Genomic DNA, 12,838 nt, shown 5'->3' on the forward strand with positions numbered 1-12,838 from the left:
TCCTGCGCGACCGGCCCTGACCCTGCCACTATGAAAAAAGGGGCACGGTTTGCTCACCCCGCCCCTTTTTTTCAGTCTCTCACAGCCTCACGAGGCGGTTTTCCCCATGCCGCTCTGGCATGGAGAATCTGAAGCACTCAGTTACCGTCATCGTTGCTGTCATCATCGCTGTCGCTTCCGCCCGGAGCGATGGCGATGAAGATCTGCTGACCATCGCGGAGCACACGCAGCAGCACAGGCTGCTTGTTCTTGAGCACACCACGCACGGCGGTCAGCACAGCGCGGGGGTTGTCGACAGCCGTGTTGCCAACACCCTGAATGATGTCACCCGGACGCACACCAGCCTGCTCGGCAGGTGACCCGGGGACAATCTGGCTGATCACCGCCCCCTTGACGGTGTCATCCACACCAAGCTGCTGGCGCATGTCACGCGAAAGCGGTGCGAGGGAAATACCGATCTTGCCGCCATTGGTCTGGCCGCTATCGTCTCCGGCGCCGGAGTCTGCTCCCTCGCCATCCTTGGGCATATTGCCGATCTTGGCGGTGATGGTCTGGCTCTTGCCGTCACGCAGGATGGTCAGCGTCGCATCCGTGCCGGGTTTCATCGAGACGGTATGCACGACCAGATCGTGAACGCTCTTGATCTTGGCCCCGTTCAGCGCCGTTACGACGTCACCACTCTTCAGGCCAGCCTTGTCGGCCGGGCCGCCCTTGGTGACCTGCGCCACAAGAGCCCCTTCAGGCGGCGCCCCCGGCTCGCTCGGCTTCAGGCCGAGAGCCTGCGCCAGCGTGGGCGAAATGCGCTGCATCAGCACACCCAGATAGCCACGCGTGACGTGACCGGAGGTGCGGAGCTGGTCCACCACACTCTTGACCGTGTTGGACGGAATAGCAAAGCCAATGCCGATCGACCCGCCTGAGGGCGAGATGATGGCCGCATTCACACCAATCACCTTGCCATTCTGGCTGAAGAGCGGACCACCCGAGTTGCCATGATTGATTGGCGCATCGATCTGGATGAAATCGTCATACGGTCCGGCATTCAGATCGCGACCGCGGGCCGAGACGATACCCGCCGTGACCGTGCCACCGAGACCGAACGGGTTACCCACGGCCACGACCCACTCACCGGGCTGCACATTGTCTGAATCGCCCAGCTCGATGAAAGGCAGCTTGCCGTTGGGCTTGATCTTGAGCAGGGCCACATCGGTCTTGGGGTCACGCCCCACGATCTTGGCAGGCAGGGTCGTGCCATCGTCCAGCGTGACCGAAACCTTTGTGGCACCGTTCACCACGTGGTTGTTTGTGACGATATAACCATCATTGGAGATGATGAAGCCCGAGCCGCGGGCCTCGACGGTACGACGGGGCTGCTGCTGCTGCGGTGCCATCTGGAACGGGAAGGGGAACGGGAACGGCATGCCCTGCGGCATCTGCTGGCCGCCGCCGCCTTCTTCCTGCTCGGCCACATCGGCGCGGATGTGGGAGGTGATGGAAACGACAGCAGGCTTCACCTGCTTCACCAGATTGACGAAATTCGGCAGCGTCTGAAGCTGGGTCTGGGGCGTGATCGGCCCTTCTGCCCAGGCGGGAGACGAGGCACCAACCCCGATGGACAGCGCAGTGGCTGCAACCAGAGCCAGTGAACGGAATTTGCGTGAAGGCGTCAAACGAACAGGCATGGCGTCAGTCATGATCTTTCCAGCTTTGGCACCATCAGGGTGCGGTGTGATCAAGAGAACTTATGAACCGACCTTCGGTTCGTCCAGAATAGGGGCGCGTAAAAACGTGGTAATCCGTTTCAGGACGCGCGCGATTCCCGCAATGTTATGAAAAACTTCTTCAGCAATTCAGCATTTTCGTGCTCGCGTACCCCGCCAATCACTTCAGGCCGATGCAGACAGGCCGGTTGCTCAAAAATGCGTGGTCCGTGATCGACCCCGCCCCCCTTCGGGTCGTAGGCACCATAAATCACCCGTCCAAGGCGAAAATGCGTCATGGCGCTTGCACACATGGGGCAGGGCTCCAGCGTCACGACCAGGGTGCACGAGGCGAGCGACCGCGACCCAAGCACCCGCGCCGCTTCCCTCATTGCGAGAATTTCCGCGTGGGCACTGGGGTCGACCCTTTGCTCAACCTCATTCGAGGCACAGGCCAGAACCTGTCCATCTGCCCCAAGCACGACTGCACCCACAGGCACCTCGCCCCGTGAGGCCGCTTCGCGGGCGGCCCCGAGAGCACAGCTCATGGCCTCGGACGGGTCCAGACGCGGCGGGCTGGTGCCATCGCCACGCCTATCAGGGGGGGCGCTTTCATCCCCTGTCCAGCTAAGGGGGGAAGAACCATGACTATGCTTCTGCCTCATGCCGTATGACCCCCCTCCCATCGTTCGTCGTGCTATCCTGCACGCCTGCCTTCTGTTTGCCGGAAAACCCTGCTTACATCCACCTCATGACACGCGCGCCCCTCATCGGCCTCACCCTCGATATCGAGCCGGGTAGCCCACAGGATTTTTCCCGCTGGCCCTATCACGCCCTGCGGCAAAACTATTTCGATGCCATCCGCAACGCAGGCGGCCTGCCAGTGGGGCTGCCCCACGAGCCTGATCTGGCGCAGGCCTATATGGAGCGTCTGGACGGGCTGGTTGTCACCGGAGGCGCGTTCGATCCCGACCCTGCACTCTATGGTGAGGCCCTGCACCCGCAGACGACCCTCAAACCGGGGCGCACGAACGCCGAACTGGCCTATATTGCAGCCGCCCGCCGTCGTAGCCTGCCGGTACTCGGCATCTGCGGCGGCATGCAATTGATGGCCATTGCCTGGGGTGGGACACTGCACCAGCATCTTCCCGATCATGCACCGGGGCCTATTGCCCATGAACAGCCGAACCCGCGCGACGAAGCCGGTCACGATGTGATCCTCGTTCCCGGATCGCGTCTGGCCCACTACGCCGGATGCACGACCATGCGGGTCAATTCCTCCCATCATCAGGGCGTGCGCGACCCCGGGGGCCTATTGGTAAGTGCCCATGCCTCTGATGGCCTGATCGAGGCGATCGAAGCTCCCGGCACCGGCGACGACACCGGCAACGACACTGGCAACGGAATTTTTTATCTGGGGGTGCAGTGGCACCCGGAATTCGCTATCGATCCGGGTGACGCGCGTCTGTTGGCTGGTTTCATCGACGCGGCCCGACACGCGACACCACAGGACAGACGAGCATGACCGAAGAACAGAAGGGCGAACGCATCGCCAAATGGATGGCCCGCGCAGGCGTGGGCAGCCGACGCGACATCGAACGCATGATCGAGGCCGGTCGCATCCGCATGAACGGCTCTTCGGTCGAGCATCCCGCCACCTTCGTACAGGATGGCGACATCATCCAGCTCGATGGCAAGGTGATCGGGGGCAAGGAACACACCCGTGTCTGGCGCTATCACAAGCCGGACGGGCTCATGACCACCCATCGTGACCCGCAGGGACGACCCACCGTGTTCGACTCCCTGCCTGAGGGCATGCCGCGCGTCGTCAGCGTCGGGCGTCTGGACATCAATTCCGAAGGGCTGCTTCTGCTCACCAATGACGGTGAGCTTGCCCGCCGCCTTGAGCTGCCTTCCAATGCCTGGATACGCCGCTACCGTGTGCGCGTGTTCGGCGTTGTGGACGAGCGCAAGCTGGCTGCTCTGGCTCATGGCTCGGAATTCGATGGAGTGCGCTATGGTCCCATTGAAGCCGGTCTGGACTCGCAGAAGGGCGATAACGCCTGGCTGACTGTCAGCCTTCAGGAAGGCAAGAACCGTGAAATCCGGCGCGTCATGATGGGTCTCAACCTGCATGTCAGCCGTCTGATCCGCGTCTCCTATGGCCCCTTCCAGCTAGGCACGCTGCAAAAGCGCGAGATTGAAGAGGTGCAGGGCAAGATCCTGCGCGAGCAGATCCCCGGCCTTGCAGCAGCCCCACGTCGCGTGCGCCGGGTGGTCAGGGATACGACCCCCGACACGACCAGCCCGGATGCCGAAGAAGAATAATGCGTATCGTCGGCGGTGAACGCAAAGGCGTCGCGCTTCAGGCGCCACGGGGCGAGACCACCCGCCCCACCTCTGATCGCGCCCGTCAGGCCGTGTTCGACATGCTGGCCCACGCCCCCTGGGCCGGTTCGGACTTCCTGAGCAGCGCCCATGTGCTCGATGCCTTTGCCGGCACTGGCGCGCTGGGGCTCGAAGCCCTGTCACGCGGCGCTGCTTCCGCCGTTTTCATGGAGCAGGACCGCAGCGCCCGCGCCGTGATTTCGGCCAATATCCGCGCCTGCCGCTTCGAGGACCGCGACCTGTCCGTGCTGACCTGCGATGTCACGCGTGCGCCACGCGCGCCGCGCCCCTGCACGCTCGTCTTTCTGGACCCGCCTTATGGCAAGGACCTTGTCCCGTCTGCGCTCAAGGCTCTGGCCCGCTCTGGCTGGATTGCCCCTGAAGCCATTATCGTGGCTGAAACCGCAGTGAAGGACGAACTCGCCATCGAGCTTCCCCTGTTGACCGAACGGCGCTTCGGTGTGGCCCAGGTCAGGATCTGGCGCGCATCCTGACGCCGTGCCGTCTCCGCATATCCCTAACCGGACAAGCGCTGGTGCGGCTCACCTGAAATCAGACATCTTCCCAAAGGATGACTGCCCTCGAGCGGAATGTGAGGCAGCGTTCCGTCATAAGCCGTGATTGCGCGGCAGTCTCTCCTTCGTGAACGCAAGAGCCTGCTTCAGCCATGTGCAGGCCCTGGGCATACTTCCCACCGGGGCCGTGCAAGGCAGCGTCCTGCAAGGCGTCGCGACACCACCTGAATAACGGCAGATTCCGGCCTTTTTTGCTCTCGTCTCCGGGCGGCGTTCCGCTATAGTTCTGCCACACGACACGTATAGATCCAGACGATGCTCGATGCCCCATGCGCGGGGTATGACGTATTGCGCAAAAACAGGAAGACGCGAATTTGGCCTCGTTCAGCCGCTTCTTTTCATCAGGCACGACAGCGCCACGGCAGCGCGGCCCGTTTCAGGACAGGCTGACGGAGCTTGGCGGCTTCATTTTGCTGGCCCTTGCTCTGGCGCTGGGCGTGGCCCTGTGGAGTTACAATCCGCAGGATCCCTCATTCGACACAGCCACGACAGCGGTGCCGACAAACCTGCTGGGTCAGCCCGGCGCGACGCTGGCCGATGCCCTGGTACAATGGCTGGGTCTGGCCAGTGCATTGCCCATTATCGTGATGCTGTGCTGGGCCTGGCAGATCGTACGCCACCATGCGCTGAGCGTACCGATCCTGCGGTTCATCGCCTTTTTCTGTCTTTTGCCTGTTGCGGCCGCGCTGATTGCCACTTTGCAGGTCCTGATACCGGCCTTGACCACAAGCTGGCCGTCGCGCGCGGGGCTGGGAGGGCAACTCGGGCTTGTTCTTGCTGATCATCTGGTCGCGACTGGCCATGCAGCGCTGGGGCGAGCCGGCGGCGTTGTCTTTTCGCTGCTCGGTCTGCTGCTGACGATCCTGCTTGTTCCTCTGGCTGTCGGATTGCGTCGCAGCGAATGGCGCGCTCTGTTCCGCGGCGCCCGTTCCGTTGGCCGCAGCTCCGAAAATCTGGCGCGGCGCATGGGAAACAAGGCCCGCCACTCTGCACCGCCGGACTGGAGCAGCTATGAGCCGGTCGAGGCCAATGCCTATCGCCACGAGCACCCCTACCCTACACCAAGACGGAGCCAGGACACCGCGCGCGCACCGTTCATCCCGGCCAATACCGGATGGCTGCAACCTCCTGACAAGATAGAAGAGCCGGTTCCGGCCCTGCGCCAGCAGGCGACAAACCCGCAACCGGCGCCGGCTCCCGAACCCGCCCCTTCCAATCCTTATGCCATGCAGCTGGCCCAGATCGCCCGTGATCAGGACAGCGCACCAAGGCCTGCTGCCGTCACACGCTATGCTGAAATCGAGGACGCGGCCCCGTTCACCGAAGATCACGCCCCGCCACCCCAGCAGGAGGAAGAGCCAAGGCGTGGATTCTTCGGTTTTGGTCGCGCACGCTCCGAGCGCAGCGCTCAGCCCCAGCCTGCACCCGCCGCCCGTCAGGGTTGGGAGAATACAGGCTGGCAGCCGCCATCGCTGGGCCTGCTGCGCAAGGCACCCGCTCATGGCGGCAATGGCCCGTCCAATGAGGTCTTGCAGGCCAATGCCCGCCTGCTGGAGCAGGTTCTTTCCGATTACGGTGTGCAGGGTCAGATTGGCGATATCCATGCCGGCCCGGTGGTCACGCTTTACGAGCTCGAACCGGCACCCGGTATTCGCTCTGCCCGCGTGATCGGTCTGGCGGATGATATTGCGCGCTCGCTTTCGGTACTGAGTGTGCGTATTGCCACCGTGCCGGGGCGCAATGTCATCGGTATCGAAGTCCCCAATGCCTCGCGCGAAACGGTGTATTTTTCGGAGCTGCTGGATACGCCCGAATTTCACGAACCGGGGGAGCAGCTGCGTCTGGCGCTTGGCAAGGACATTGCGGGCAATCCGGTTTATGCCGATCTGGCCAAGATGCCGCATCTGCTGATTGCCGGTACCACAGGCTCGGGCAAATCGGTTGGCGTCAATGCCATGATCCTGTCGCTGCTCTACCGGCTTACGCCGGAAGAGTGCCGCCTGATCATGATCGACCCGAAAATTCTTGAACTCTCGATCTATGACGGGATTCCGCATCTGCTGACGCCTGTTGTCACCGAGCCGAACAAGGCGGTGGCCGCGCTCAAATGGACCGTGCGCGAGATGGACAAGCGCTACCGCTCCATGGCGCATCTGCAAGTACGCAATATCACGGGCTATAACCAGCGTGTGCGTCAGGTCCGCTCGACGGGAGAACTGGTGACGCGTCGCGTGCAGACCGGTTTCGACCCCGAGACCGGCCAGCCGGTTTTCGACGAACAGCAGCTTGCGCTCGAGACAATGCCGCATATCGTGGTGGTGATCGACGAAATGGCCGATCTGATGATGGTGGCAGGCAAGGAAATCGAAGCTGCGGTGCAGCGTCTGGCGCAGAAGGCCCGTGCGGCCGGCATCCATGTGATCATGGCCACGCAGCGCCCCTCGGTCGATGTGATTACCGGCACCATCAAGGCCAATTTCCCGACGCGTATCTCCTTCCAGGTGATCAGCAAATTCGACAGCCGCACCATTCTGGGTGAGCAGGGTTCCGAGCAGCTTCTGGGCCAGGGCGACATGCTCTACATGCAGGGCGCGGCCCGTATCACCCGTGTGCATGGGCCTTTCGTAGCCGATAGCGAGGTCGAGGATGTGGTGGCCGATCTGCGCAGCAAGGGCGAGCCTGTCTATAACGACGAGGTGATCTCTAGCCTTGAAGATGAAGGCGGAAGCGCCTCGTCGAGCGGAAACGGTATGGGTGGCGGCAATTACGATGCCGAATCCAGCCTGTTCGATCAGGCTGTCGATCTGGTAACGCGCGAGGGCAAGGCCTCGACCTCATTCATCCAGCGTCACCTGTCGATCGGCTATAATCGCGCGGCCAAGATCATCGAGCAAATGGAGAAGGAAGGGATCGTGAGCGCTGCCAATCATGTGGGCAAGCGCGAAGTCCTTGCCCGCCGTCAGCGCGACGAGGACTGACCCCCCCTCCCCTGCCCTGACGCCGTTTTATGCCCAGCCTGTACGATGACTGACCGCCCCAATGCCTGACCGCCCGATGACCGACCATGCGATAAGCGACCGCTTTCCCTATCCGGTTCTTTATGAGAGCCCGCGCCTGGTCGTGATCGACAAACCTGCCGGGCTTCCGGTCCATCCAGGGCCCAAGGCACGCCATTCTGTCGAAGCGCTTTTTCCCCTGCTGTCGCGTCGCAAGGATGGCCCGTGGCTGGTGCACCGCCTCGATACAGACACATCCGGCTGTCTGATGATTGCTCTGCGCAAGCAGGCCCTCGTGGAGGCACAGGCGCTTTTTGCCTCAGGCAACGTCCGCAAGACCTACTGGGCGGTCGTCCATCGCGGTCCGACGGAGAATGAAGGTCTGATCGACGCTCCCCTGCGCAAGGTGAGTACGCAGGCGGGCTGGCATATGGAAACACACCCCGAAGGACAAAGCGCCCGCACCTCATGGCGGGTCCTTTCCCGCGGCAGGACGCATGCCCTTATTGAATTGACCCTGCTAACAGGGCGCACTCACCAGGCGCGCGTCCATTGTGCGCTACTGGGTTGCCCCATTCTTGGTGATGAACGCTATGGCGGCAGAGAGGGTGCCCTGCACCTCATGAGCCGCTCGCTCGATCTGTCTTTGCGCGATGATCAGGTGAGTGCGCGGGCAACTCCTCCTGGTTTCATGCGCGAAAGCTGTCAGGCTTTCGGGCTGGAATTGCCGTAAAGCAGGAACCACAGCCGGAACAGCCACGTCTCGGCCATACGCTGGCGCACAAAGCCGCGTTCCCTGATCAGAAAACGGAGTCGCTCCCTGATCCCGCCACCCAGCGCCTTGCGCAAACGCAGAAGAAATGCCCGTGATTCCGGTTGGAGATGCACCGAAAGATCGGGTTGCAGAAGATGCGTCGTCAGCGCGACATGAAGGGCCATGAACGATTTGGGGCCGCGCCGTATGGCACGCAGGCCACGGGTCAGGATTGAGCGTTCGACCCCGACTGCATTGCGACGATGCTGCCGATAAAGCGCCACACAGCGCTCATCGAAGATGAAGTGTCCTCCCATACCCAGAACGAGGGCGTAGCTCCACCAGTCATGGAGTATGCCCTTGGGTGGCAGGGTGGAACGTATCAGCGCAGCCGCCGCAGGGTTGAGCAGGACGGTATGGCCCGTGGCCAGATTCTGGATGAGAGCCGTACGAAAATCAGGCTGACGGCGAAGCGGTAGCGAAGGTCCCAATACCGTAAGAGACTCATCGGCAAGAAACTGACGCGCACAATAAAGGGCAGGTCCCTCACAGCCGCCTAGGGCCTGACGGCCCCATTGCAGTTTCTCGGGAACCCAGACGTCGTCCTGATCTGCAAATGCGATCAGCGCATCCGGAGGTGCCGCATCAAGCAGAAGCGCGTAGGAAAGGGCAACACCGATATTGCAGGGTTCGGCGTCAATTTCGACGCAGCGCCCCTGACCACGATGCTCCTGAAAGGAGAGCATGATGGCGCGTGAAGCATCTTGCGAGCCGTCGTCACGCCAGTAGAGGCACCAGTTGCTTTCTGTCTGTGCCAGAAAGCTGTCGAGTTGCTGGTTGAGAAACGCCTCACCATTATAGACGGACAACAGAATCGCAACGGGCGGCACCGAGGCCGCCCGCTCCGTATCACGCCCCCCCACCGCATAAAGATGCGGTGGTGAGGTCAGAACACTATTGCCCCGCGCCACGCTCAGGCCGACTGCGCCGCAAAATGCTCGTCAACAGCGCGGGCAACGCCATCGCGCCAGTCAGGCAGGCGGATACCAAAGACCTGTTCGAGCTTGCTGCAATCAAGGCGTGAATCCTGCGGGCGCTTGGCCGGGGTAGGCCAGTCCTGCGTGCGGATGGCGGTCACCTCGACCGGCATGGTCTGACCATGACGCACGGCCTCTTCAAGAGCAGCCACCGCAAGTCCGTGCCAGCTTGTTTCACCTGTGCCACAGGCATGATAGATGCCGGCAAACCTGTCCTGCCAACCGGCCTCGATCTGGTCCGCAATGCCCAGAATGGCCTTGGCCAGATCATCGGCATTGGTGGGGCAACCATACTGATCGCCCACAACCTTCAGATGCGTGTTCTTCGCCCCGGCATTGACCATGGTCCGCACGAAGTTCTTGCAATGCCCGGAATAAACCCAGGCCGTACGCAGGATCACGCTCTTCGGCTGCGCCTTCAGCACGGCCTGCTCACCTGCCGCCTTGGTGCGACCGTAAACCGTCTGTGGCGTAACGGGGTCGGTTTCGACATAGGGCGAGCCCTTGTCACCGGCATACACGTAGTCGGTTGAGACATGAATGAGCGGCATGTCCTGCGCTGCGCAAAGACGTGCCAGCTCGGCCGGACCGGTCTCGTTGGCGGCTTCTGCGCCCGCGATCTCGCTTTCCGCCAGATCCACAGCCGTCCAGGCGGCCGCATTCACCACCAGAGCGGGCGTGTAACGCGCCAGCGTCGCTGCCATGGTCTCCGGGTTGGCGAGATCGAATTCGGGACGACCGACAACGATCACACGATCTCCGCCAAGGGTCTTCAGCGAGGTGGCGAGCTGACCTTGCCCACCCGTGACAAGGATCGTTTTTTCAGATGCCGTGCTCATGAATACTGGAACCATCCCTTGGCTTCAGTGAAATGGGGCGCAACCTGATCCTTGTCGGACAGAACAACCTCGTCTGCGCTGATTGGCCAGTCAATGGCCAGATGCGGGCAGTTCCAGATAACCGCGCGTTCCGACGCCTTGTCGTAAAGCGACGTGCACTTATACTGAACCTCGGTGTTTTCCTGCAGGGTCACGAACCCATGCAGGAAGCCCGGCGGCACCCAGAGCTGCGACCAGTTTTCCTCTGACAATTCCGCTGCAACCCACTTGCCGTAGGTGGGCGAGCCGGTGCGGGCATCGATTGCCACGTCCCAGATTGCGCCCTTGGTGCAACGCACGAGCTTGCCCTGAACATAAGGCGCAACCTGGCAATGCAGGCCACGCACGACGCCCTTCTGAACGGAAAGGCTCTGATTGTCCTGCACAAAGGTCAGATCGATCCCGGCCTCGACCATCTTCTGATGGTTGTAGGTTTCCGAGAAGAACCCGCGTGAGTCGCTGAAGCGCTGCGGCGTGACAAGGATGACGTCAGGAATGGCGAGACGTTCGACTTTCATGAACCTGCTCCTAGTTTCGGCCAGAATGAGACTGGTTTGCCAGCTCGAGCAGCATGCGGCCCAGCTCTGTTTTTTTCTTCGCGTTGCCCTGCATCAGGAGCTGCTCGCGATCGATGAAGCCCATGCGATAGGCGACTTCGGTCGGTGAGCCAACCAGCATGCCCTGACGGGACTGGATCGTCTGAACGAACAGACCAGCCTGCATCAGGCTATCCGGCATTCCGGCATCAAGCCAAGCACAGCCGCGGCCCAGACGATCGACCTGCAATGTGCCTTGTTCCAGATACATCTGGTTCAGATCGGTAATCTCGAGCTCACCGCGCGGGCTCGGCTTGACCCTCTTGGCGAATTCCACAACGCGATGGTCGTAGAAATAGAGACCGGTCACAGCCCAGTTCGATTCAGGCTCCGTAGGCTTTTCAACGATGCCGAGGGCACGGCCGCTATCATCGAAGCTGACCACGCCATAACGCTCGGGGTCGCGCACCTGATAAGCGAAAACCGTTGCCCCTTCGGGGCGAGACGCCGCCGCACGCAGCAGCACACCCAGATGATCGGCAAAGATCAGGTTGTCACCCAGCGCCAGAGCGCAGGGCGAGCCGTCGATCCAGTCTTCTGCAATCAGGAAGGCCTGTGCCAGGCCGTCCGGAGAGGGCTGTTCGCGATACTCGAAACGCACACCAAACTGCGACCCGTCGCCAAGCAGGCGCTTGAACTGCGGCAGGTCATGGGGTGTGGAGATGATCATGATATCCTGAATGCCAGCCAGCATGAGCGTGGTCAGCGGATAATAGATCATCGGCTTGTCATAAACCGGCAGGAGCTGCTTCGAGGTCGCCAGCGTCATGGGATGCAGGCGTGTGCCCGACCCACCGGCCAAAAGAATGCCCTTCATCGGCTTGGAGGCAGCGATGGCGTTCATGCTTTTGTTCCCAGTCTCTGTCCGGTGTAGCGGCGGGCACGGATGCCTTCCCACCAGTTGCGGTTATCGAGGTACCATTGGACCGTGCGGCGGATGCCGGTTTCGAAATCGTGCTTCGCCTTCCAGTCCAGAGCCTTTTCGGCATGGCTGGGGTCGATCTCGTAACGGAAATCATGGCCGGGTCGATCCGTCACGAAACGAATCAGACGCTCGCGCGGGCCTGCCGGGTCGGGCGACAGTTCGTCCAGTACGGCACAGATGGTCTTGACGACATCAAGGTTGGTGCGCGGCTGACGGGCACCAATGGCATAGGTCTCACCCGGCTGACCCTGTTCGACGGCCTTGACCAGCGCCTCGGCGTGATCCTCGACAAACAGCCAGTCGCGAATGTTCTCGCCCTTGCCATAAACCGGCAGTTCCTTGCCTTCGAGCGCGTTGATCGTCACCAGCGGGATGAGCTTTTCGGGGAAATGCCAGACACCATAGTTATTCGTGGTGTTCGTGACGAAAGTCGGCAGACCATAGGTATGGTACCAGGCGCGCACGAGATGATCCGAAGCGGCCTTCGACGCTGAATAAGGGCTCCGCGGATCGTAGGGGGTCGTCTCGGTGAACGGTGGATCATCGAGCTCAAGATGCCCGAAGACCTCATCGGTCGAGATATGATGAAAGCGAAACGCTTTCTGTGCTGCGGCATCAAGGGTCTGCCAGTAGCGACGGGCGGCCTCAAGAAGCGCATAGGTACCCGTGACGTTGGTCTCGACGAATACGCCGGGCCCGTCGATAGAGCGATCGACATGGCTCTCGGCCGCCAGATGCATGACGGCATCGGGACGGTACTCATCGAACAGCTTCTGGAGTTCGACACCATTGACGATGTTGACAGCCGCATGGCGATAGCGCGGGTCAGCCGCCACCTCGCCCACAGTCTCTTCCGAGGCTGCATAGGTCATGCAATCCACGTTGAGAACGTCGTGTGAGGTCTGACGGATCAGATGCCTGACCACGGCAGATCCGATGAAACCACACCCACCTGTCAATAATATACGCATTGCTACTCTCAGTCACAG

12 protein-coding genes are annotated in these 12,838 nt (G+C 61.5%); 5 read left to right on the forward strand and 7 right to left on the reverse strand.

Going from position 1 to position 12,838, the window contains the following annotated elements:
• Window positions 1-137: 137 nt before the first annotated feature.
• A complete protein-coding gene (locus F3J08_RS08650) occupies window positions 138-1,694 on the reverse strand; it encodes a DegQ family serine endoprotease (protein WP_166929330.1) in 1,557 nt (518 codons plus the stop codon).
• A 107-nt stretch (window positions 1,695-1,801) separates the two neighbouring features.
• On the reverse strand, window positions 1,802-2,248 hold the full coding sequence (locus F3J08_RS08655) for a nucleoside deaminase (protein WP_166929529.1): 447 nt from the start codon (window positions 2,246-2,248) through the stop codon (window positions 1,802-1,804).
• A gap of 203 nt (window positions 2,249-2,451) precedes the next feature.
• Here F3J08_RS08655 and F3J08_RS08660 point away from each other — a divergent pair, with 203 nt between their 5' ends.
• The 5 genes from F3J08_RS08660 to F3J08_RS08680 all read left to right on the forward strand — a co-directional run bounded on the left by F3J08_RS08660 (window position 2,452) and on the right by F3J08_RS08680 (window position 8,392).
• Entirely contained in the window at window positions 2,452-3,225 is a 774-nt protein-coding gene (locus tag F3J08_RS08660) for a gamma-glutamyl-gamma-aminobutyrate hydrolase family protein (protein ID WP_166929332.1), read from the forward strand.
• Window positions 3,222-4,028, forward strand: a complete 807-nt coding sequence (locus F3J08_RS08665; RefSeq protein WP_051757741.1) for a pseudouridine synthase — start codon at window positions 3,222-3,224, stop codon at window positions 4,026-4,028. Before F3J08_RS08660 ends, F3J08_RS08665 begins: the two co-directional genes overlap by 4 nt.
• Window positions 4,028-4,582 carry a 16S rRNA (guanine(966)-N(2))-methyltransferase RsmD gene (gene rsmD / locus F3J08_RS08670; protein WP_166929334.1) on the forward strand — a complete coding sequence of 185 codons (555 nt, stop codon included), beginning with the start codon at window positions 4,028-4,030 and terminating at the stop codon, window positions 4,580-4,582. Before F3J08_RS08665 ends, rsmD begins: the two co-directional genes overlap by 1 nt.
• 395 nt (window positions 4,583-4,977) lie before the next feature.
• Window positions 4,978-7,641: a DNA translocase FtsK gene (locus F3J08_RS08675; protein ID WP_166929336.1), complete on the forward strand. Its 2,664-nt coding sequence runs from the start codon at window positions 4,978-4,980 to the stop codon at window positions 7,639-7,641.
• A gap of 61 nt (window positions 7,642-7,702) precedes the next feature.
• Window positions 7,703-8,392 carry an RluA family pseudouridine synthase gene (locus tag F3J08_RS08680; RefSeq protein WP_240149231.1) on the forward strand — a complete coding sequence of 230 codons (690 nt, stop codon included), beginning with the start codon at window positions 7,703-7,705 and terminating at the stop codon, window positions 8,390-8,392.
• Here F3J08_RS08680 and F3J08_RS08685 read toward each other — a convergent pair.
• Genes F3J08_RS08685 through rfbB form a run of 5 tightly spaced genes read right to left on the reverse strand, consistent with a single transcriptional unit; the run spans window position 8,365 to window position 12,820 of the window.
• Window positions 8,365-9,384, reverse strand: coding sequence for a glycosyltransferase (locus F3J08_RS08685; protein ID WP_370458694.1), 1,020 nt, complete (start codon window positions 9,382-9,384; stop codon window positions 8,365-8,367). The genes F3J08_RS08680 and F3J08_RS08685 overlap by 28 nt on opposite strands.
• 2 nt (window positions 9,385-9,386) lie before the next feature.
• Window positions 9,387-10,289 (reverse strand): dTDP-4-dehydrorhamnose reductase, encoded by a 903-nt coding sequence (gene rfbD / locus F3J08_RS08690; protein WP_166929338.1) that lies wholly within the window; start codon window positions 10,287-10,289, stop codon window positions 9,387-9,389.
• Window positions 10,286-10,846 carry a dTDP-4-dehydrorhamnose 3,5-epimerase gene (gene rfbC, locus F3J08_RS08695; RefSeq protein ID WP_122038388.1) on the reverse strand — a complete coding sequence of 187 codons (561 nt, stop codon included), beginning with the start codon at window positions 10,844-10,846 and terminating at the stop codon, window positions 10,286-10,288. The genes rfbD and rfbC overlap by 4 nt, the downstream gene beginning before the upstream one ends.
• Before the next feature lie 10 nt (window positions 10,847-10,856).
• Window positions 10,857-11,768, reverse strand: coding sequence for a glucose-1-phosphate thymidylyltransferase RfbA (rfbA, locus tag F3J08_RS08700; RefSeq protein ID WP_122038387.1), 912 nt, complete (start codon window positions 11,766-11,768; stop codon window positions 10,857-10,859).
• Window positions 11,765-12,820: a dTDP-glucose 4,6-dehydratase gene (rfbB, locus tag F3J08_RS08705; RefSeq protein WP_166929340.1), complete on the reverse strand. Its 1,056-nt coding sequence runs from the start codon at window positions 12,818-12,820 to the stop codon at window positions 11,765-11,767. The genes rfbA and rfbB overlap by 4 nt, the downstream gene beginning before the upstream one ends.
• Window positions 12,821-12,838 lie beyond the last annotated feature (18 nt).

Source organism: Asaia sp. As-1742 (assembly GCF_011753235.1).
Taxonomy (GTDB): domain Bacteria; phylum Pseudomonadota; class Alphaproteobacteria; order Acetobacterales; family Acetobacteraceae; genus Asaia; species Asaia bogorensis_B.

Bases quoted from the DNA above. Each gene is read 5' to 3' on its own strand.
- rfbB (WP_166929340.1), bottom strand. From the start codon at position 12,820: ATGCGTATATTATTGACAGGTGGGTGTGGTTTCATCGGATCTGCCGTG.
- rfbC (WP_122038388.1), bottom strand. From the start codon at position 10,846: ATGAAAGTCGAACGTCTCGCCATTCCTGACGTCATCCTTGTCACGCCG.
- F3J08_RS08650 (WP_166929330.1), bottom strand. From the start codon at position 1,694: ATGACTGACGCCATGCCTGTTCGTTTGACGCCTTCACGCAAATTCCGT.
- rfbD (WP_166929338.1), bottom strand. From the start codon at position 10,289: ATGAGCACGGCATCTGAAAAAACGATCCTTGTCACGGGTGGGCAAGGT.
- F3J08_RS08665 (WP_051757741.1), top strand. From the start codon at position 3,222: ATGACCGAAGAACAGAAGGGCGAACGCATCGCCAAATGGATGGCCCGC.
- F3J08_RS08680 (WP_240149231.1), top strand. From the start codon at position 7,703: ATGCCTGACCGCCCGATGACCGACCATGCGATAAGCGACCGCTTTCCC.
- rsmD (WP_166929334.1), top strand. From the start codon at position 4,028: ATGCGTATCGTCGGCGGTGAACGCAAAGGCGTCGCGCTTCAGGCGCCA.
- F3J08_RS08655 (WP_166929529.1), bottom strand. From the start codon at position 2,248: ATGAGCTGTGCTCTCGGGGCCGCCCGCGAAGCGGCCTCACGGGGCGAG.
- rfbA (WP_122038387.1), bottom strand. From the start codon at position 11,768: ATGAACGCCATCGCTGCCTCCAAGCCGATGAAGGGCATTCTTTTGGCC.
- F3J08_RS08660 (WP_166929332.1), top strand. From the start codon at position 2,452: ATGACACGCGCGCCCCTCATCGGCCTCACCCTCGATATCGAGCCGGGT.